Consider the following 18,637-nt stretch of genomic DNA (forward strand, 5'->3'; position numbering starts at 1 on the left):
TGTGGGGCGTATTCGCCCCTCCTGGGCAAGGAGGCGTGACGGGCAGTCACAGAGAAAGTGAGCTATGCCGGATGACTGGATCTCGGTTCGGGAGTGGTGCGGGTGTGCCACGTCGTGAGGTGTCGGCGGCGTTGAGCCGTCGTTGGAGGGCCGCCGTTGCTGCTGCGGCCGGTCTTGCCACGGTGGTCGGTACGACGACCCTCGCGGTCATGGCGCAGGCGGGTGCGGCTGAGGCGCATGCGCCGTCGGCTGTCTCTGAGGACGGGCAAGCCGGGCCTGCCTCCCCGGCCCGGACGAAAGACTCCCCGTCGAAGGCCAAGGAGCCCAAGGAGCCCAAGGAGGCGAAGGCGGCCAAGGGCGACGAGGGCAAGGAGAAGAATGCCCCGTCGAAGGGTGACGCCGAGAAAGAGGATCACGGGGGCAAGCGCGATCGCGGGGACGGTGGCTACGGTCACAAGAAGCGTGGCGGGTACGAGGATGACGACAAGCGGTATGTGGAGTGTGATCCGAACGAGTTGGTCGAGGCGCTTGTCGAGCTGAACGAGAAGCGTGGTGGGAAGCTCGTCCTGGCGAAGGGCTGCACGTACACGCTGACGGCGAATCAGGACGGCAACGGTCTGCCGAAGATTATTCAGCCGATTTCGATCTTCGGTAACGGTGCGACGATCGCGCGTGCGGCGAATGCGGACGAGTTCCGCTTCTTCGAGGTCGGTGCGGGTGGTGACCTCCAGCTGCGGAGGCTGACCCTCACCCGCGGCAAGGCCACCGGGGACCCGGGTGGCGGTGCCATCAAGGTGAACCCCGCGGGTCGGCTCGAACTCAACGACGTCCACGTCACGCGCAACACCGTCGACGACAACGGCGGCGGTCTCTTCAACGAGGGCATCGCCCGCATCCGTGACAGCGTCTTCAGTAAGAATTCGGCCGATGACGGTTCCGCGATCAGTAACGAGGAAGGCGAGCTCGAGGTCATCGACTCCAAGATCACCGGCAATATCGCTGATCCCGAGGACGGCCTCGGTGCCATCTTCAACGACGGGACCATGGAGGTCCACAAGAGTCTGTTCAGCCACAACACCGCCAATGAAGGCGGCGCGGTGCACAGCCACGGCCTGGCGGACTTCCAGGAAAGCGCCTTCCTCCACAACTTCGCGACGGTGGAGGGCGGGGCAGCTGGTGCCGACAGCGCCGGCGCGCTCTATCTGCGCGACAGCATCGTCAAGGGCAACGTCGCCGGAGAGCAGGCAGGTGGTCTCGAACTCGACGAGCCCGCGACGATCGAGAACACCAAGATCGTTGACAATGCCGTCACCGACAGCAATGCCGAGGGCGGTGGTCTCTACGTGGACGCCGAAGTCGCGGTCCGCGACTCGCAGATCACTGGCAACCAGGCTCCGGGCGACGGTTCGCGCGGCGGTGGCATCTTCGTCGACGAAGACGGTGACCTCAGGCTCACCGATGTGAAGGTGACGAAGAACATCTCCGACGAGCCTGCGGGCGGTGTTCACAACGAGGGCGCGGTCGAGACGTACGGCAAGGTTCGGATCGTCGACAACGTCCCGACCAACTGTGAGGGCAGCCCGAACCCCGTTCCTAGCTGCTTCGGCTGACACGTCGGTCGCTTTACGATGCGGCGCGCCGCACTCGCCCGCCCCTGGCTTCCTGCCGGGGGCGGGTCTCGTGTGCGCGGGGAGGCATCCGGGTGTCGTTCGTGACACCCACGACACGTAACGAGGCGATTGTCTGATTTTAGGCATTTCTTATGATTTGATGTAGGGCATCTCGCTCCTTTCGGTAAGGGGTGTGACGGCCTGTCATGGAGAAAGCGAGCTATATCGGATGTCTGGATCTTTGGGCATGGATGGCGCGGGTGTTCCGCGTCGTGCCAGGTCGGCGGCGCTGAGCCGTCGCTGGAGAGTCGCCGTTGTGGCGGCGGCCGGTTTCGTCACGATCGTCGGGACCTCGACCGTCGCGTCCGCCGCGGAAGCGGGGACGGCTGAGGCGCTCGCACCGTCGTCTCTCGCCGAAGAAGGCGCGAGCGGGTCGACCCCCTCGGGCAATGGCGCCGAAGGCAAGGAGAAGAGTGCCGCTCCGAAAGCCAAGGAAGCCAAGGAGTCCAAGGCGGCCAAGGGCAACGAGGGCAAGGAGAAGGGTGCCCCGTCGAAGGGCGATGAGGGCAAGGAGAAGCCGGCCGCGTCGAAGGGGGACGAGGGCAAGGCGGATCACGGGGACAAGGGCGATCACGAGGACAAAGGTGATCACGGGGACGGTGGCTACGGTCACAAGAAGCGTGGCGGGTACGAGGATGACGACAAGCGGTATGTGGAGTGTGATCCGAACGAGTTGGTCGAGGCGCTTGTCGAGCTGAACGAGAAGCGTGGTGGGAAGCTCGTCCTGGCGAAGGGCTGCACGTACACGCTGACGGCGAATCAGGACGGCAACGGTCTGCCGAAGATTATTCAGCCGATTTCGATCTTCGGTAACGGTGCGACGATCGCGCGTGCGGCGAATGCGGACGAGTTCCGCTTCTTCGAGGTCGGTGCGGGTGGTGACCTCCAGCTGCGGAGGCTGACCCTCACCCGCGGCAAGGCCGCGTTCGAGGAAGACGGTGGCGCCATCAAGGTGAGCCCCGCAGGGCGGCTCGAACTCAACGATGTCCACGTCACCTACAACACCGTCGACGACCTCGATGAGGGCGACGCCGGAGGCGTCTACAGCGAGGGTATCGCCACCATCCGCAAGAGCGAGTTCAGTAGGAACTCAGGCCAGGACGGCTCCGCCCTCTATAACGACGAGGGCAAGGTGGAGATCACCGACACCAAGGTCACGAGCAACACCGCTGACCCCGACGACGGATTTGCTGCCGTCTACAACGACGGGGTCATGGAGATCCGCAAGAGCCTCCTCAGCCACAACACCGCCCAAGACGGTGGCGGTGTGCACAACGACGGCCTACTGGAAGCCGAGGAGAGTGCCTTCCTCCACAACTTCGCCTCGGAGGAGGGCGGTGGCATCACGAGCGACTCCGGGCCGCTCTACCTGCGCGACAGCCTCGTCGCAGGCAACGTCGCCGGGGAGAACGGAGGCGGTGTCGACCTCACTGAGCCGGCGTCGATCGAGGGCACCAAGATCGTCGACAATGCCGTCACCGAGAGCGAAGCCACTGGTGGCGGTGTCAACGTCGTCCTGGAAGTGGATGAAGAGGTCTCGATCCGCGACTCGAAGATCATCGGTAACCAGGCTCCCGGCAATGGCGCCAGGGGCGGTGGCATCTTCAATGAGGGCTCCGACTTCAATGGTACCGGCGTCCTGAGGCTGACCGATGTGAAGGTGGCGAAGAACCTGTCCGACGAGCCTGCCGGTGGCGTGCACAACAACGGCACCGTCGAGACGTACGGCAAGGTCCGGATCATCGACAACGTCCCGACCAACTGTGAGGGCAGCGCCAACCCCGTCCCCAGCTGCTTCGGCTGACACCCAACGACCGGGGCGGCTCACCAGCCGCCCCGGCACCCCCCCCATGCGCCCGCCCCCGGCTTCCCCCGCCGGGGTGCGGGCGCGCGCCCGCACACCCAGGGGAGGGACATAGGGTCCGGGCTACATTTCCCCGACACGCTTAGGCGTATTGTCCCATTTAAGTCTTTTCTTGTGATTCTATGTGGCTCCTTCGCTCCTTCGCATAGGGGCATGACGGCTCGTCACGCACAGAAAGAGAGCTACGTCGGATGTCTGAATCACAGGGCACAGGCGCGGGTGCCGGCGAGCCGCGCTTTCCGAAGGCGGCGTTGCTGAGCCGTCACTGGAGGATGACCGTTCTTGCCGCGGCCGGGTTTGCCACCGTGGCGGCCACCACGACCATCGTCGCCGTCAGGGACTCCGAGAAGTCCGGGTCGCAGCAGGTCGGCGCGGCGGTCATGGGCGACGGCAAGGGCAAGGCCGCGCCGCCCGCCGCGGCTCCCACCGCCGAGGATCTGGAGGACGCCGAGGACGCGGCCTTCCTGGGCGAGGCGGTCGGCAACCCCGGTCCGGAGGCCGGTAACTCCGGCCCGGAAGCGGGCGACTCCGGCCCGGAAGCGGGCGACGTCAACGGCGACAAGGGAGACGACCACTCCGGCTCCAAGGCCAAAGGCGAGAAGACCGGCAAGGGTGACAAGCAGAAGCCCGCCGCATCCAAGGGCGACGAGGGCAAGCAGAAGCCGGCTGCGTCGAAGGGCGACGAGGGCAAGGAGCAGGACTACGGCTCCAAGGGTGACGAAGGCAAGGAAGACCACGGGGACAAGGGCTACGGCGACGAACACGACAAGGGCTACGGCGACCACGACAAGAGCCACAAGAAGTACGGCCACTTCGAGAAGACGTACGTGGAGTGCGACCCGAACGACCTGATCGCGGAGCTCGTCGACCTGAACGAGAACCGCGGCGGGGTGCTCGTCCTGGCGAAGGACTGCACCTACACGCTGACCGCCAACCAGGACGGCAACGGTCTGCCGAAGATCATCCAGCCCATCGTCATCCGCGGTAGCGGCGCCACGATCCAGCGGGCCGCCAACGCGGACGAATTCCGCTTCTTCGAGGTCGGGTCCGGCGGTGCCCTGAAGCTCCGCAACCTCACCCTCACCCGTGGCAAGTCTCTGGCGGGCGAGAACGGCGGCGCCATCAAAGTCCATTCTGCGGGGCGGCTGGAGGTCGACCGCGTCACCATCACGCGTAACACCGTCAGTTTCCAGCTCGACGACGGGGCGGGTATCTACAACGAGGGCATCGCGATCATTCGCAACAGCACCTTCAGCTACAACACGTTCGGCGACGGTCCCGCCGTCTACAACAGCGACGGCAAGGTGGAGATCACCGGTTCGAAGATCACCGGCAATGTGGCGGATCCCGAGGACGGTAACGCCGCGATCACCAACGACGGCGGCACCACAAAGATCAGCAAGAGCCTGATCAGCGACAACCGCGCCCTCTTCGGTGGCGGCGTCCGCAACGAGGGAGGCGTCACGGAGATCGAGCGAAGCGCCGTCATCAACAACGTCGCCCTCGAGCGTGGGGGAGGGATCCTCCATGACGAGGGCTCGCTGTTCGTGCAGCACAGTACCGTCAAGGGCAACGTCGCGGACGGAGGCGGCGGCCTCCGGCTCCATGACTCCGCGGTGATCGAGGACAGCAAGATCACCGACAACGCCGCCGTCGACGGGGACGGTGGCGGCATCCAGACCGTGCTGGAGGACGACGAAGAGGTGTCGATCCGCGGCACGAAGATCTCCGGGAACCAGGCGCCGGGCAACGGCGGGAGGGGTGGTGGCATCTTCGTCGACGAGGACGACGAGGTCAGCCTCACCGACGTGAAGGTGACCGGCAACATCTCCGACGAGCCCGCGGGCGGCGTGTACAACGGGGGCACGGTCAACGCCCACGGCAAGGTCCGGATCATCGACAACGTCCCGACCAACTGCGAGGGCAGCCCCAACCCCGTCCCCAGCTGCTTCGGCTGACAACCGTCCGGTTCCGGTACGCGCCCCCCTCGCCCCGCCCCCGGCTCCCCTCACCGGGGGCGGGCGCACGTCACCGGCCGGTTGCATGGATCACGCACAAAGCGATTTCCGCGTGATCCATCACCGTGTTCATGGACCCACTCTCACCGTGCGGGCACTACGTACGCGTCGGTGGTCATCACCTGGATAGGCGGGCTTCGCCGACGCGAGACCGGTGCTCTCGCGACGAAGCTGAGTGCCATGACGAACACCGACACGAACCTCGCCACCGCAACTGCCACCGCCACCGCGATCAACACCGAAACCGCCGTCTTCGAGGCGGTCACCGGCGCGGAGGCGCTTCACGACAAGGACTCGAAGAAGAACAAGGGCACGAAGAAGAACAAGGCCAAGCGGCGCACCGCCAAGGCACTGGCGTACTTCGCCCTGATCTTCACCGGGCTCATGGTCCTGGCAGAGCCGTGGCTGCTGATCCCGGTCGCCGCCACGGTCCTGGCCCTCTCCCTCTGGGACTGACCCGTGGTGATCGCTCTGGCTCCGCTCGGGGGGCTGCCCCCAGGACTGACTGGCGCATCGGCTGTCCCTTGCGGGATTCGTCGGCCGTCCGGGCGGAGCCATGGCGCATGTGGCGGCACTGCGCTGGGATCACTTACCCGTGCTCACGCCCCGGCAGCCAGGCTCCCTGCAGGAACGCCTCATATGAGTCGCGGGCGTCTTCGTCCACTTCCGGCAGGGCCCGGCTGTACCGACTGTCGGACTGGTCGCGTTTGGGACCAGAGACCCAGAACTCCTCCTCCGTTTCCACGTCGTAGAAGTTGGCGTCGAACATGCCTGGCCAACGACGTAGCGTCCGACCGTGGAAGTAAGCCGTCTTCCAGGTCTTGGAGAATCGGACCCAGGCGATCCACGATGGGCCGCGGTCGGTGCCATATCCCGTCTTCAGCTGCACGTACATGATTCGCTGAGGCATGAGCCAAGGCTAACTGCGCAGCCATGCCTCGGACTTGCAATAAAAGCCCAGTCTGAAAGACGTCGTAGGCCGATGCCCCAGGGCTGCCCCGTAACTCCTTGCCGGCATGAAGACGTCCATGCGCGCATGCCCGTGCGCGGTGGCCAGGGCGGCCACCCGCCGCCCTTCGACCGCGAGGTCTACAAGCGCCGCAACGCCGGTGCGGTCCGGGCGCCGCACCCGGACCGCACCGCTCCTGTCGCATGAGGAAGCCGGGCGGCAGCTCAGCTGTCCAGCACGGTCAGATCGATCCGCGCCAGCCGCTCCGGATCCGCGAGGATGTCGAGCCGGACGATCTTGCCGTGCGAGACGGTGAACGCCATGACCGACATGGCCTCGCTCTCCGGCGCCGTGACGGTGCCCACCGCGCCGTTGATGAGCGCGAGGCGGGCGAACGGCGCGAAGCGCCGGTACATCCAAGCCTGGCTCGCCACCTCCCGTGCCCCGCGCACCAGCTTCGACAGGGCCGGGGCCAACTCCCCGCCGTCCACCCGCAGCACGATGTCCGGGTCGAGCAGGGAGACGAGGGCCTCGAAGTCGCCCCCGCGCGACGCCGCGGCGAACGCCTCGACGACCTTCCGCTGCCGGGCGACATCGGTCTCCGGCTCCGGCACGGCGCCCTGGACCCGCCGCCGCGCCCGGCTCGCGAGTTGCCGCGTCGCCGCCGCGTTGCGCCCGACGATGTCCGCGATGTCGTCGAACGGCACCGCGAACATGTCGTGCAGCACGAACGCCAGCCGCTCCGCGGGCGGCAGCGTGTCCAGCACCACGAGCATCGCGAGCCCGACCGAGTCGGTGATCATCGCCTCCTGCTCGGGATCGGTGCCGCTGATGCTGCTGACGATCGGATCGGGCAGATAGACGTCCAGCGGGTCCTCACGCCGTGACGTCCGCGACCGGAGCATGTCGAGGCAGATCCGGCCCACGACCGTCGTCAGCCAGCCGCCCAGGTTCTCCACGTCGCTCGTGTCCGAGCGGCTGAGGCGCAGCCATGCTTCCTGTACGGCGTCGTCGGCCTCCGCAAGCGAGCCGAGCATCCGGTAGGCCACGGAGCGCAGATGGGGGCGATGGGTCTCGAAGTGCTTGGCGAGCAACTCGTTGGCGTCCATGCGTCACATTCTCCCGTCGCGGGTACGGGCCGGGCTGGGATTCAGCCCCGGCCGAAGACGACGCCGGGGTCTCGGCAGACCAGAAGCCGAGGGAGCTCCGGTACGCCACGGAGCGCAGATGCGTCCGGTGCGCCTCGAAGCGCTCGCCGGAGATTCTTTTCGTCCACCGGTCACATTCTCCCGTCGCGATCCGTCAGTGCAGTGACGATCCAAACCGAAGAGCTGAGACTCGATCTCGAGGAGAGAACCATGGAAGCACGCATGAAGCACCCCGCCTTCGTCGTCCCGTCCGCCATGCAGGCGCTGCTGGCGCTGAGCAAGTCGACCAAGTCGACGGGGCTTTCGGACGAGCTGCTGGAGCTGGTCAACCTGCGGGCGAGCCAGATCAACGGCTGCGGGGTCTGCGTCCATATGCACGCCCGCGACCTGCGCAAGGCCGGTACGAGCGACGAGCGCATCGACACCGTGGCGGGCTGGCGCGACACCCCGTTCTTCACGGACGCCGAGCGTGCGGCCCTGGCCCTCACCGAGGCCGTCACCCGCATCGCCGACTCCTCCGACCCGGTGCCGGACGAGATCTGGAACGAGGCGGCCGCGCACTACGACGAGGCGCAGCTCAGCGCGCTGCTGATCGCGATCGCCACGATCAACGTCTGGAACCGGCTCAACGCTTCGACCCGGGCGGTCGCGGGCTCACTGGGGGCCTGACATGCCCCGTGCGGTACGGGCCCGGCTCATGGCCGGGCCCGTCCGACGGGTCATTCCGCCCAGCCGATGAAGGCCGTCCAGGTGTCCGGGGCGACGGCGAAGGCGGGGCCGTCGGTGACCTTGGAGTCACGGACATGGACGGTGTGGGGGCAGGCGGCGACCTCGACGCAGTCGCCGCCGCTGGAGCTGCTGTAGGACGACTTGTGCCAGTCGAAGGCCACTTCGATGCACTCGCCGCCGCTGTCGCTGCTGTAGCTGGACTTGAACCAGCGCAGGCTGTCCGTCATCTCTGCTCTCCCGCCAACTGCTCGATGAGGCCCAGCGATTCACGGGGGGCCAGGGCCTGTGCCCGGATCTTCGCATACCGCTGGGCGTACGTACTCACCTTTCCCGGGTCCTTGATCAGCAGACTCTCGTCCTGGGGCTCCAGGTAGACCAGGTGGTCGTGCTCTGGCGTCTCCACCAGGGTCATGCTGCCTCGTGCTCCCGCGTAGTCGCTGCTCAGCCCCGCCTCCAGCGGCAGCACTTGCAACGTCACATGGTGCTCCGGCAGCGGCGGATAGCCTCCGCCGATCAGCGCCCGTGCGTACGCCTCCGTCTGGAACAGCCCGTGCACGACCAGCGTCGCGTACAGATGCAGCCCGATCGCCTTCTGCTCCAGCCCCGCGTAGTCCTTGAACTGCGCCGGATACTTGTCCAGCCGTACGTACTCCCGCGCCTGCTCGAAGATGCCCATCCCGTCCCCGAGGACCTGCTCCAGCTTGACGAGCATCGCGTCGCTCGCCGGCTGTGAGCACGTCTCCATCGCGCTCACGGCAGCCGCCGTATAGCCCAGCTCCCTGCCGAGCTGCTCCTGCGTCAAGCCTTTCCGCGCACGCATCTTGCGCGCGATATCGGCGACCAGCCGTGTCGCCGGACCCGCCGTTTCCTTGTTCTCCGCTCGCGCCATCGTGATCACCATTCGACTCGACCGGACTCAACCGGTCACTACCAGTCCCCGCCGAACTCGACCCGGATCAAGGCATGTTTGCGCAGGTCAACCGGCCTGCGACACCTCGGCCGCGTCAGGTAAAACGCTAACGGGAATCCAGCAAAGTGGAGTTGTGAAGGCAGAAACTCGTCACGTGAGCATCGACTGGATTCCCGAGAGCGGATTCCAGCTCCGGAAAGCAGGTGTCCATTTCGACGCGGTGCGCGTCGACGGGGACGACGGGCGCCGTCTCGCCGACCTCCTCGGGCAGTTGACGGGCGGCGACCCGGGCCCGGTCGTCACCGAGGCCAACGGCCGTCAGGGCGTCTACTTCCTGCTGCCGACCGGCAGTACGGCCCACCGTTCCTGGCCGCGCGGGGTGACCCGCTTCAACTCTTCTCCCGGCTACGTCAGTTATGTGCCCGTCCCCGCACTGCAGGGTCGTACATGGCCGCTGGCCTGGCGCTTTCCCCCGGAGGACGGTCATCGGTTCGTCCATCCGCTGCTGCTGCGATCTGCGGCGTCCGAGCTGCTCGGCCGTGGGTCGGAACGGGAGGGGACGGCCGGGCCCCGGGCGTGAGCCCGTAGGCCCACCGGGCACACGGCTCCGCACGTCCGGCCGTGCCCGGCGCGCGGTGGGAGAATCGGGGGCATGGGCCAGGGGCTCGTCACGCTGTTCCTGAGCGGCGACGTCATGCCGGGCCGGGGCGTCGACCAGATCCTGCCGCACCCCGGTGACCCCACGCTGCGGGAGGGTTACATCCGGGACGCCCGCGACTACGTGGCCCTCGCCGAAGCGGTCAGCGGAAAGATTCCCCAGCCTGTGGATTTCTCCTGGCCGTGGGGGGACGCCCTGGACGTGCTCGACGCGATGAGCCCCGACGTACGCGTCATCGATCTGGAGAGCAGCGTCACCACCAGCGACGACTTCGCGCCGGGCAAGGCCGTCGCGTACCGCATGCACCCGGACAACATGCCCTTCCTCGCGGCCGCACGGCCGGACGTCTGCGCGCTGGCGAACAACCACGTGCTCGACTTCGGACACCGGGGCCTGGAGGAGACCGTGGACGTGCTCGGACGGGCCGGTCTCGGCCCGGCAGGGGCGGGACGGGACGTGCGGGAAGCACGGCGGCCGGTCGCCGTGGACCTGGCGGACGGGGGCGGGAGGGTGCTCGTGCTGTCGTGCGCGATGGCGTCGGCGGGAGTCCCCTCGCGCTGGGCGGCGGAGGAGGGACGGCCCGGTGTGGACTACATACCCGACCTCTCCGCCCGCAGTGCCGACGCGCTCGTACGCCGGATCGCGGCGGTCCGCAGACAGGGCGACCTGGCGGTGGTGTCGATCCACTGGGGATCGAACTGGGGCTACGGCGTCTCGCAGAGCCAGACCGCCTTCGCGCACCGGCTGATCGACGGCGGCGTGGACATCGTCCACGGCCACTCGTCGCACCATCCGCGGCCCATCCAGGTCTACCGCGAGAAGCTGATCCTCTACGGCTGCGGCGACCTGATCGACGACTACGAGGGCATCACCGGCTATGAGCGGTACCGCGACGACCTGCGGCTGATGTACTTCCCGTCGCTCGACCCGGGAACGGGCGAGCTGGCGGAACTGCTGATCGCGCCGATGCATGCCCGGCGGATGCGGCTGGAGCACGCGTCGGAGGCGGATTCCGGCTGGCTGAGCGAGGTGCTGAGCAGGGCCGGGCGGACGTTCGGTACGCAGGTGGAGCCGGACCTGAACGGCAAGGGGTATCTGACACTGCGCTGGTCGCGGCGCTGACGTGGGGCGCTGACACGGGTGTCGCCGGGGGCTCACATCGTCGCGGTCACCACGACGGTCGCCGTGATCGCCACCATCGCCGCCTGCATAGTGCGGATGGCCTCGCGCAGGCTCTCGCCCGCCCACTGACCGGAGGCGATCTCCGCCATCCGCGGCTCGACCTTCTTCTTCGGCAGATCGGGGAAGGCGAGCCCGTGCAGTCCCGCTCCCTGCAGCAGCGCGACCAAGCCCGAGGTGCGGGTGTCGGGCGCGGCCCCTTGGAGGACGACGTCGTCCAGCCGTGCGCGCAGTGCTCGCTCGACCGAGCCGTCGGCCTCCGGGTAGCGGCGTACGGGGAAGATACCGAGCGCCTTGCGCCGCTCCTCGACGACCAGGCCGCGGGCGCAGAGGCTCTCGATCGTCGCGGGCACGGCCTTCGTGTGGTCCTTGGTCAGCCAGTCGGTCACCCGGCGCTTGCCGGGGCGGCTCGCCCAGGTGGCCAGCTGCTCCAGCCGGCCGTCGAGCAGCGGGACCCCGGTCGGCGACGGGTCGCTCACCCTCAGGCGTCCGTCGGTGACCGCGATGCGTTCCGCCATCACCAGCTCCAGCAGGAGCCCGCCCGCGACGGCCCATCCGGCGGACGCACGGTCCTTCGCCGCTCCGGAGGTGTCGTCCAGCGACAGCAGCGCGATCTCCTCGGCCAATGTGACGGTCGTGACGTCCATGCGACGGCTCCCCTCGGTATGCGTTCCGCAGTGAGGACAGAAGCCGGCCTCTATGCCGCTTACTGTCGGTCTCGTTGCGTTCCCCTGAGTGAGGAGACAGCCAGACCGTCCAGCCGGTTCCCGGGAGTACGGCGGACGGGGGTCAGCCGAAGCAGCCGGGGACGGGGAAGGTGCCGCCCTGGCAGTTGGTGGGGATGTTGTCGACGATGCGGACCTTGCCGTGGGTGATGACGATGCCGTCGTTGTCGACGCCGCCGGCGGGTGCGTCGGAGATGTTGCCGGTCACCTTGACGTCGGTGAGGTCGAGGCGGTCGATCCCGAGGACGAGGATGCCGCCGCCCCGGGAGCCGTCGCGGAGTGCCTGGTTTCCGGTGACCTCGCTGTCGCGGATCGCCACGTCACTGGCGACGAAGACGCCACCGCCGCCGGTCACGCCGCCCGCGGAGTTGTTCGCGATCTTGCTGCCCTCGATCACTCCGGACCCGAGGACGAAGACGCCGCCCGGTCCCGCGGCTCCGGTGTTGTCGCTGATGGTGCTCTCGCGTACGTAGAGAGGACCGACGGTCTGTAGTCCGCCCGTGTTGCCGGTCGCGGTGTTGTGGATGACCGAGGTCTGCTCGATCTCCAGCAGGTCGTCCGAGTTGACGGCGCCGCCGTCGAGGGCGTGGTTGCTGCTGATCAGGCTCTTGGAGACCTTCACGGTCCCCGACTGGTTGTCGATGGCGCCACCGCTGCCGCGGGCGAGGTTGCGCACGAACGAGGACGTACTGATCTCCAGGCTGCCGCCGTCGTTGACGACCGCGCCGCCCGCCTCGGCGGAGTTTCCGCTGAACGTGCTACTGCGGATCGTGGTGACACCTCGGTTGGCGAGGGCCCCGCCGAATCTGTCGGTGATGCTGTTGTCGACGGTGTTGTTCTCGAGGGTGACGCAGTAGAGGTCGAGGCGTCCGCCGGGGTTCACGTCGATGGCGCCGCCGTCCTCGGCGGGGGCGGTCTTGCCCCGGGTGAGGCTGACGTGGCGGAGTTTCAGATCGCCTCCGGAGCCGACTTCGAAGAAGCGGAAGAGCTCGGCGTTGGCGGCGCGCCGGATGGTGGCGCCGTTGCCGTGGATGGTGATCGGCTGGACGATCCTGGGCAGTCCGTTGCCGTCCAGGCCGGCCGTCAGGGTGTACGTGCAGCCCTTGGCCAGCGCGAGGGTGCCGCCGCGGTTCTCGTTGAGGCCGACGAGTGCGGCGATCAGGTCGTTGGGGTCGCACTCCACGTACCGCTCGTCGTGGTCGCCGTACTTCTCGTGGCTCTGGTCGGCCTTGTCGGGGTCGCGGTGGTGCTTGTCGCCCACCTTGCCCTCGTCGCCTGCGGACCGGTCGCCTGTGGACCGGTTGCCTGTGGACCAGTCGTCGTCGGGCATCCCGTCGCGGGCCGGGGTGGTGCGCGTCGGCTCGGTCCTGGGGGTGGCGACGGCGGTGACCGTCGTGGTGGCCGCCATGGTGGCGAAGCCGGCCGCGGCGAGGACCGCCAGTTTCCCGTGACGGCTGAACGCGGCCGTCTTCAGACGGTGCGGGGCGCCCGTGGATCTGCCCCCGCTCGCACTCGGGTTCTGTGATTCGGTCATCGGAAGGGCTCGCTTTCTGTGCGCCCGCCCCCGGTGCAGGACACCGGGGGCGGACGACGGTCTGCCGTGTCTGACCGGACGGACTGTCAGCCGAAGCAGCTGGGGACCGGGTTGGGGCTGCCCTCGCAGTTGGTCGGGACGTTGTCGATGATGCGGACCTTGCCGTAGGTGTTGACCTCGCCGCCGTTGTTGTGGACGCCTCCGGCTTCCTCGTCGGAGATGTTCTTCGTCACCTTCACGTCGGTCAGGTTGATGACGCCCGAGGTGATGAAGACGCCGCCGCCCCGCTTGCCGTTGCCGGGTGCCTGGTTGCCGTAGATCTTGGTGTTGCGGATCGCGATGTCCGTGTCTCCGGCCGCCGTGTAGACGCCGCCGCCGTCGCTGTTGACGGCGGCGTTGTCGTAGATCTTGCTGTCCTCGATCACCGTGGCGCTTGTGAGGTGGAGGCCGCCGCCGCCGAAGTCGACCGCGGTGTTGTAGGCGATGGTGCTCTTGCGCACGAAGAGCGAGTCCGTGTTGTAGATGCCTCCGCCGTAGTACCCGTGGTTGTACACGACGGCGCTCCGGTCGACCTCGATCGTGCCAACGTCGTTGTAGAGGCCTCCGCCGTAGTAGGCGTAGTTGTAGCCGACCAGGCTCTTGGAGACGGTCGTGGTGCCGCCGCTGTTGAAGATCGCGGCGTAACCGTCGTCGGGGTCGGAGATGTTTCCGGTGATCTTGGAGCTGATGATCTCCAGCTTGCCGTCGTCGTTGTACACGGCGGAGCCGTCCTCGCCGGAGTTTCGGCTGAGGGTGCTGTTGCGGATGGTGGTGACGCCCTGGTTGTAGATGCCGCCTGCGGCGTTTTCCTCGAGGTCGTCGACGGTGTTGCGGGTGAGCGTGACGTGGTCGAGGTCGAGTCGGCCCGCCGCCCTCACGATGATGGCGCCGCCTTCCTGGCCTACGGCGGTCTCGCCGCGGGTGAGGGTGAGGTCGCGGAGTCTGAGGTCGCCTCCGGAGCCGACTTCGAAGAAGCGGAACTGGTCGGTGTTGGCGGCGCGTTGGATGGTGGCGCCGTTGCCGTGGATGGTGATCGGCTGGATGATCTTGGGGAGGCCGTTGCCGTCCTGGTTGGCGGTGAGGGTGTAGGTGCAGTTCTCGGCGAGGACGAGGGTGCCGCCTCTGTCCTCGTTGAGGTCGACGAGCTCCGCGATCAGGTCGTTCGGGTCGCACTCGACGTACGTCTTGTCGTGGTCGTCGTACTTGTCGTGGTGCCCGTACTTCTCATGGCCCTGGTCGGCCTTGTCGTGGTCGCCGTAGCCCTTGTCGCCATGACCCTTGTCGCCGTGGTCTTCCTTGCCCTCGTCGCCCTTGCCTTCACCGCCCTTGGACGCGGAGCCCTTCTCCTTGCCCTCGCCCCCCTTGGGCTTCTCCCCGCCGGGCATCCCTTCGCGGCCGGGGGAGGACTGGGGTGTGGCTTCGGACTTGGCGCCTGCGAGCGCCGTGACCGTCGTGGTGGTGCCGACGATGGTGGCGAAGCCGGCCGCGGCGAGGACGGCCAGCTTCCAGTGACGGCTCAGCAGCGCCGTCTTCGGGCGGTGCGGGGTGCTCGTGGTCCCGTGGCCGCCCGCACCCGTGTCGTGTGATTCAGACATCCGACGTGGCTCGCTTTCTGTGTGACTGGCCGTCACGCCCCTTGTCCGGAAGGGGCGAAGTGCCTTACATGGAATCACATGAAAAGCCGTAAATCAGACAATTGGTGCGGGTGGGAGTGTCGAGGTGGGCAGGAATGGGCCCGCCCCCGGCGGGTGCCGGGGGCGGGCTGAGGGGTGGATCACGGGTGGCCGCTGGGGTCACCCGGTGTGGTTGTCGTCCGTCAGCCGAAGCAGCTGGGGACCGGGTTGCCGCTGTCCTCGCAGTTGGTCGGGACGTTGTCGATGATGCGGATCTTGCCGTGGGTTTCGACGGTGCCGTTGTTCTGGATGCCGCCGGCTTCCTCGTCGGAGATGTTCTTCTTCACCTTCACGTCGGTGAGGATGAGCTTGCTGCCCTCGTTGACGAAGATGCCGCCGCCCTGGGCGCCGTTGCCGGGTGCCTGGTTGCCGACGACCTTCGTGTCGCGGAGGTGGACTTCGTCGTCCTCGCTGAAGAGGAAGACGTCCACGCCGCCACCGCCCGAGCTGTCTCCGCTGCTGGTGGTGACGTTGTCGACGATCTCGCTGTCCTCGAAGATGGCTTCGTCCGAAACCTGGACGCCGCCGCCCTCTCCGGTCGCCGTGTTGTCGCGGATGCTGGTCTCGCGGACGTGGAGGCCGCCGCTCTCGTGGTCGATGCCGCCGCCGTTCCCGTCGTCCTCGGTGTTGTAGGAGATGAGGGACTTGTTGAGCTCCGTCAGGCCGCCGTCCGACTCGACGCCGCCGCCGATGTTGTGGCGGATCAGGGACTTGTCGATCGTCGAGCTGCCGCCCTCGGTCTCGATCGGGCCGTCCTCGCCGATGTTCCTGAAGAACTTGGCCGATTCGACCTCGAGCTTGCCGTCGTCGTTGAAGATGGCGGAGCCCTCGTCGGCGGAGTTCCCCTCGAAGGTGCACTTGACGATCTTGGTGATGCCCTCGTTGAAGATGGCGCCGCCGTCGTAGTCCTCGATGTTGTCGACGGTGTTCCTGTCGAAGGCGACCATCTCCGCGTGGAGGCGTCCCGCGGCGTCGACCAGGATGGCGCCGCCGTTCTGCTCGAACTCGGACTTGCCGCGGGTGAGGACGAGGTGGCTGAGCTTGAGGTCGCCGCCTGCCCCGACCTGGAAGAAGCGGAACTGGTCGGCGTTGGCGGCCCGCTGGATGGTGGAGCCGTTGCCGTGGATGGTGATCGGCTGGATGATCTTCGGCAGGCCGTTGCCGTCCTGGTTGGCAGTCAGGGTGTAGGTGCAGTTCTTCGCCAGACGGAGCGAACCGCCGCTGTTCTCGTTCAGGTCGACGAGTGCCGCGACCAGGTCGTTCGGGTCGCACTCCACATAGTGGTCGCGCTTCCCATGCTTCTTCTTCTCGTGCTTCTTGTCGCCCTTGTCGTGGTCGCCGTAGCCCTTGTCGCCCTTGTCGCCGTAGTCCTTGTCTCCCTTGCCCCCCTTCTCCTTGCCCTCGTCTCCCTTGGAGCCGCCCTTCTCCTTGCCCTCATTGCCCTTGGACTGGCCCCCCTTCTCCTTGCCCTCGTCGCCCTTCTCCTTGCCCTTGTCTCCGTAGTCGCCCTTGTCCCCCTTGTCCCAGGAGCCGGAGTGGTCGTCTCCCTTGTCTCCGTTGCCCTTGTCGCCCTTGTCTCCCTTGTCGTGGTCTCCCTTGTCTCCGTAGTCGTCCTTGCCTTCGTCCCCCTTGCCTTCGTTGCCCTTGTCGCCGTAGTCCTTGTCCCCCTTGTCCCAGGAGCCGGAGTAGTCGTCTCCCTTGTCTCCGTTGCCCTTGTCGCCCTTGTCTCCCTTGTCGTGGTCTCCCTTGTCTCCGTAGTCGCCCTTGCCCTCGTCGCCCTTGCCTTCGTCGCCCTTGCCCCCCTTGTCGCCGTAGTCCTTGTCGCTCTTGTCGCCCTTGTCGTGGTCCCCCCAACCACCCTTGTCTCCCTTGTCCCCGTAGTCGGAGTAGTCGTCTCCCTTGTCTCCCTTGTCCGAGCCGGGGTTGCCCGCGTGCTCGGCCCAGTAGTCGCCGTCGCCGCCGTCGTTCGGCATGCCGTCGGCCGGGGCGGCGACGGGCGCCGCCTTGGCCTTGGCGTTGTTCGCGGCCGGCTTCGCCTGGGCGGCTCCGGCGTCCGAGATGCCGACGATGGTCGTGGTGGCCGCCATGGTGGCGAAGCCGGCCGCGGCGAGAACGGCAACCTTCCAGTGACGGCTCAGCACCGCCGTCTTCGGACGGCGCGTGGTGTCCTTGGCGGCACCCGCGCCTCTGCCCTGTGATTCAGACATCCGACGTAGCTCTCCTTCTGTGTGACGGGCCGTCACGCCCCTTGTCCGGAAGGGGCGGAAGTGCATCCCATCGAATCACAAGAAAAGCCATAAATAGGACAATAGGAGCGTGCTCGGAGTGTCGAGCGTCAGAAGCCGCCCCGGCGGCCCTTGTCGCCGCGGGTCATGGGGCGTCAAGGTTCTCCGTGTCCGGCGTGTCGTCACATCGGAGGTCGGCGACCGCCCGTCTTACTGCCGCGTGCTCTGAAGCTCCAGCGCGTCCATCGCCGCACTCAGTCGCGCCAGTACGCGCACCGTCTCCGCGAAACCCTCTTCGCCGAGCTCCGACGCGAGGCGGGCGGCGAGGTCCGCGTGGCCCGGGCCGATCCGGTCGACCGCCGCCCTGCCCTCCTCGGTGGGGCGGAGGAGCTTGGCGCGACGGTGGGCCGGGTTCGGGACGTACTCGGCGAGCCCTCGGGTGACGAGGAGGTCCGCGATCCGCTGCACGCTCTGGCGGGTGATGCCCATGACGCGGGCGACTCCGGCTACGGGCAGGGGCTCGGTCAGTACCGCGCCGAGTACCTGCCACCAGGCGGCTGTCAGTCCGGCCGGGCGGGCCAGCTCCTCGGCGACGGAGAGGAACTGGCCGTTCAGCCGGAAGACGCTCAGTGCCGTGGAGCTGAGCATGTCCTGCTGCTCGTGTGCGCCGCTCATGCGTTGAGCTCTTCGAAAGCGGCGGGGTCGGAGTGGTGGAACAGCCGGTACCAGGCGTCCAGCTTGCCGGTGTCGAAGGCGCCCAGCTTTCCGAGGACCTCCCGCGCGAAGGCGACCGGCTCGGTCGGTCCCGCGGTGATCAGATCGCCGTCGGTGACGGCGTCCGCCTCGACGTAGTGCCTGCCGCCCCGGTAGCCGGTGGCCGCGAGATAGAACGACACCGCGCTCGTGTGCCTGCGCTCGTCGAGCACCCCTTCGCGTGCGAGGCCGGCCGTCGCCCCGCAGATCGCGGCGACGGGTACCCCGGCGTCGAGGAACTCCTTCGCCTTGTGCGCGAAGGGCGCGAGCTCGTCCCCGGCGTCCCACAGGTCGGCTCCGGCCAGGATCAGCATCGCGCTGTCCTCGGCCCTCAGGTCCGCGAGTGCCGTGTCGGGCTGGATCCGGAGGCCCCCGATGCTGGTGACGGTCCTGCCGGTGTCCGCTCCGACGGTGCGCACCGTGAAGCCGGTACGGGCGAGCCAGGCGGTGGAGTGGCCGGTCTCCCAGTCGGCGAAGGTGTCGTACACGGCGAGGTGCACGGTCTTGGCGTTGGTAGGGCTGGTGGCGGACATGGTGGCCTCCCTGGCTTACGGCTGCGGCGC

The 18,637-nt window shown here is 67.6% G+C and carries 17 protein-coding genes; 7 read left to right on the forward strand and 10 right to left on the reverse strand.

Annotation, left to right across the window (positions count from 1 at the left end; all coding sequences use genetic code 11):
- The first annotated feature begins 131 nt into the window (after positions 1-131).
- The 4 genes from ACTWOL_RS20415 to ACTWOL_RS20430 all read left to right on the forward strand — a co-directional run bounded on the left by ACTWOL_RS20415 (position 132) and on the right by ACTWOL_RS20430 (position 6,008).
- Positions 132-1,610 carry a hypothetical protein gene (locus ACTWOL_RS20415; RefSeq protein ID WP_474298202.1) on the forward strand — a complete coding sequence of 493 codons (1,479 nt, stop codon included), beginning with the start codon at positions 132-134 and terminating at the stop codon, positions 1,608-1,610.
- A gap of 316 nt (positions 1,611-1,926) precedes the next feature.
- On the forward strand, positions 1,927-3,474 hold the full coding sequence (locus ACTWOL_RS20420; RefSeq protein WP_474298203.1) for a right-handed parallel beta-helix repeat-containing protein: 1,548 nt from the start codon (positions 1,927-1,929) through the stop codon (positions 3,472-3,474).
- A gap of 251 nt (positions 3,475-3,725) precedes the next feature.
- Positions 3,726-5,492 (forward strand): right-handed parallel beta-helix repeat-containing protein, encoded by a 1,767-nt coding sequence (locus ACTWOL_RS20425; RefSeq protein WP_474298204.1) that lies wholly within the window; start codon positions 3,726-3,728, stop codon positions 5,490-5,492.
- A gap of 240 nt (positions 5,493-5,732) precedes the next feature.
- Positions 5,733-6,008 carry a hypothetical protein gene (locus ACTWOL_RS20430; protein ID WP_474298205.1) on the forward strand — a complete coding sequence of 92 codons (276 nt, stop codon included), beginning with the start codon at positions 5,733-5,735 and terminating at the stop codon, positions 6,006-6,008.
- A gap of 133 nt (positions 6,009-6,141) precedes the next feature.
- On the opposite strand, the gene ACTWOL_RS20435 is transcribed toward ACTWOL_RS20430, so the two are convergent.
- Entirely contained in the window at positions 6,142-6,462 is a 321-nt protein-coding gene (locus ACTWOL_RS20435) for a hypothetical protein (RefSeq protein WP_474298206.1), read from the reverse strand.
- 263 nt (positions 6,463-6,725) lie between these two features.
- Positions 6,726-7,610 carry an RNA polymerase sigma factor SigJ gene (gene sigJ, locus ACTWOL_RS20440; RefSeq protein ID WP_474298207.1) on the reverse strand — a complete coding sequence of 295 codons (885 nt, stop codon included), beginning with the start codon at positions 7,608-7,610 and terminating at the stop codon, positions 6,726-6,728.
- A 249-nt stretch (positions 7,611-7,859) separates the two neighbouring features.
- On the opposite strand from sigJ, the gene ACTWOL_RS20445 reads away from it, so the two are divergent.
- Positions 7,860-8,318, forward strand: a complete 459-nt coding sequence (locus tag ACTWOL_RS20445; RefSeq protein WP_474298208.1) for a carboxymuconolactone decarboxylase family protein — start codon at positions 7,860-7,862, stop codon at positions 8,316-8,318.
- Positions 8,319-8,368: 50 nt separating this feature from the next.
- On the opposite strand, the gene ACTWOL_RS20450 is transcribed toward ACTWOL_RS20445, so the two are convergent.
- Together ACTWOL_RS20450 and ACTWOL_RS20455 are read right to left on the reverse strand one after the other, a co-directional pair.
- Positions 8,369-8,605 carry a DUF397 domain-containing protein gene (locus ACTWOL_RS20450; RefSeq protein ID WP_474298209.1) on the reverse strand — a complete coding sequence of 79 codons (237 nt, stop codon included), beginning with the start codon at positions 8,603-8,605 and terminating at the stop codon, positions 8,369-8,371.
- Positions 8,602-9,267, reverse strand: coding sequence for a helix-turn-helix domain-containing protein (locus ACTWOL_RS20455; protein ID WP_474298211.1), 666 nt, complete (start codon positions 9,265-9,267; stop codon positions 8,602-8,604). The genes ACTWOL_RS20450 and ACTWOL_RS20455 overlap by 4 nt, the downstream gene beginning before the upstream one ends.
- Positions 9,268-9,442: 175 nt before the next feature.
- Between ACTWOL_RS20455 and ACTWOL_RS20460 the strand changes: the two genes are divergently transcribed.
- Both ACTWOL_RS20460 and ACTWOL_RS20465 read left to right on the forward strand, forming a co-directional pair.
- Positions 9,443-9,868 (forward strand): hypothetical protein, encoded by a 426-nt coding sequence (locus ACTWOL_RS20460; RefSeq protein WP_474298212.1) that lies wholly within the window; start codon positions 9,443-9,445, stop codon positions 9,866-9,868.
- A gap of 72 nt (positions 9,869-9,940) precedes the next feature.
- A complete protein-coding gene (locus tag ACTWOL_RS20465) occupies positions 9,941-11,068 on the forward strand; it encodes a CapA family protein (RefSeq protein WP_474298213.1) in 1,128 nt (375 codons plus the stop codon).
- Between the two features lie 32 nt (positions 11,069-11,100).
- On the opposite strand, the gene ACTWOL_RS20470 is transcribed toward ACTWOL_RS20465, so the two are convergent.
- The 6 genes from ACTWOL_RS20470 to ACTWOL_RS20495 form a co-directional block, all read right to left on the reverse strand.
- The gene (locus ACTWOL_RS20470; protein WP_474298214.1) at positions 11,101-11,772 is read right to left on the reverse strand and encodes a GOLPH3/VPS74 family protein; all 672 of its coding nucleotides are present in this window, start codon (positions 11,770-11,772) and stop codon (positions 11,101-11,103) included.
- Between the two features lie 142 nt (positions 11,773-11,914).
- Positions 11,915-13,384, reverse strand: a complete 1,470-nt coding sequence (locus ACTWOL_RS20475) for a right-handed parallel beta-helix repeat-containing protein (protein ID WP_474298215.1) — start codon at positions 13,382-13,384, stop codon at positions 11,915-11,917.
- A gap of 86 nt (positions 13,385-13,470) precedes the next feature.
- Positions 13,471-15,018, reverse strand: coding sequence for a right-handed parallel beta-helix repeat-containing protein (locus tag ACTWOL_RS20480; protein WP_474298216.1), 1,548 nt, complete (start codon positions 15,016-15,018; stop codon positions 13,471-13,473).
- 221 nt (positions 15,019-15,239) lie between these two features.
- Complete coding sequence (locus ACTWOL_RS20485) at positions 15,240-17,303, reverse strand: right-handed parallel beta-helix repeat-containing protein (protein ID WP_474298217.1); 2,064 nt, start codon at positions 17,301-17,303, stop codon at positions 15,240-15,242.
- A gap of 228 nt (positions 17,304-17,531) precedes the next feature.
- Entirely contained in the window at positions 17,532-17,996 is a 465-nt protein-coding gene (locus ACTWOL_RS20490) for a MarR family winged helix-turn-helix transcriptional regulator (RefSeq protein ID WP_474298218.1), read from the reverse strand.
- Positions 17,993-18,607: a DJ-1/PfpI family protein gene (locus ACTWOL_RS20495; protein WP_474298219.1), complete on the reverse strand. Its 615-nt coding sequence runs from the start codon at positions 18,605-18,607 to the stop codon at positions 17,993-17,995. Before ACTWOL_RS20495 ends, ACTWOL_RS20490 begins: the two co-directional genes overlap by 4 nt.
- Between the last annotated feature and the right edge of the window lie 30 nt (positions 18,608-18,637).

Source organism: Micromonospora sp. IBHARD003, assembly GCF_056106285.1.

Excerpts from the sequence above, each read along its gene's own strand:
- ACTWOL_RS20425 (WP_474298204.1), top strand. The coding sequence starts at position 3,726 with ATGTCTGAATCACAGGGCACAGGCGCGGGTGCCGGCGAGCCGCGCTTT.
- ACTWOL_RS20465 (WP_474298213.1), top strand. The coding sequence starts at position 9,941 with ATGGGCCAGGGGCTCGTCACGCTGTTCCTGAGCGGCGACGTCATGCCG.
- sigJ (WP_474298207.1), bottom strand. The coding sequence starts at position 7,610 with ATGGACGCCAACGAGTTGCTCGCCAAGCACTTCGAGACCCATCGCCCC.
- ACTWOL_RS20480 (WP_474298216.1), bottom strand. The coding sequence starts at position 15,018 with ATGTCTGAATCACACGACACGGGTGCGGGCGGCCACGGGACCACGAGC.
- ACTWOL_RS20450 (WP_474298209.1), bottom strand. The coding sequence starts at position 8,605 with ATGACGGACAGCCTGCGCTGGTTCAAGTCCAGCTACAGCAGCGACAGC.
- ACTWOL_RS20485 (WP_474298217.1), bottom strand. The coding sequence starts at position 17,303 with ATGTCTGAATCACAGGGCAGAGGCGCGGGTGCCGCCAAGGACACCACG.
- ACTWOL_RS20490 (WP_474298218.1), bottom strand. The coding sequence starts at position 17,996 with ATGAGCGGCGCACACGAGCAGCAGGACATGCTCAGCTCCACGGCACTG.
- ACTWOL_RS20445 (WP_474298208.1), top strand. The coding sequence starts at position 7,860 with ATGGAAGCACGCATGAAGCACCCCGCCTTCGTCGTCCCGTCCGCCATG.
- ACTWOL_RS20495 (WP_474298219.1), bottom strand. The coding sequence starts at position 18,607 with ATGTCCGCCACCAGCCCTACCAACGCCAAGACCGTGCACCTCGCCGTG.
- ACTWOL_RS20455 (WP_474298211.1), bottom strand. The coding sequence starts at position 9,267 with ATGGCGCGAGCGGAGAACAAGGAAACGGCGGGTCCGGCGACACGGCTG.
- ACTWOL_RS20475 (WP_474298215.1), bottom strand. The coding sequence starts at position 13,384 with ATGACCGAATCACAGAACCCGAGTGCGAGCGGGGGCAGATCCACGGGC.
- ACTWOL_RS20430 (WP_474298205.1), top strand. The coding sequence starts at position 5,733 with ATGACGAACACCGACACGAACCTCGCCACCGCAACTGCCACCGCCACC.
- ACTWOL_RS20435 (WP_474298206.1), bottom strand. The coding sequence starts at position 6,462 with ATGCCTCAGCGAATCATGTACGTGCAGCTGAAGACGGGATATGGCACC.
- ACTWOL_RS20470 (WP_474298214.1), bottom strand. The coding sequence starts at position 11,772 with ATGGACGTCACGACCGTCACATTGGCCGAGGAGATCGCGCTGCTGTCG.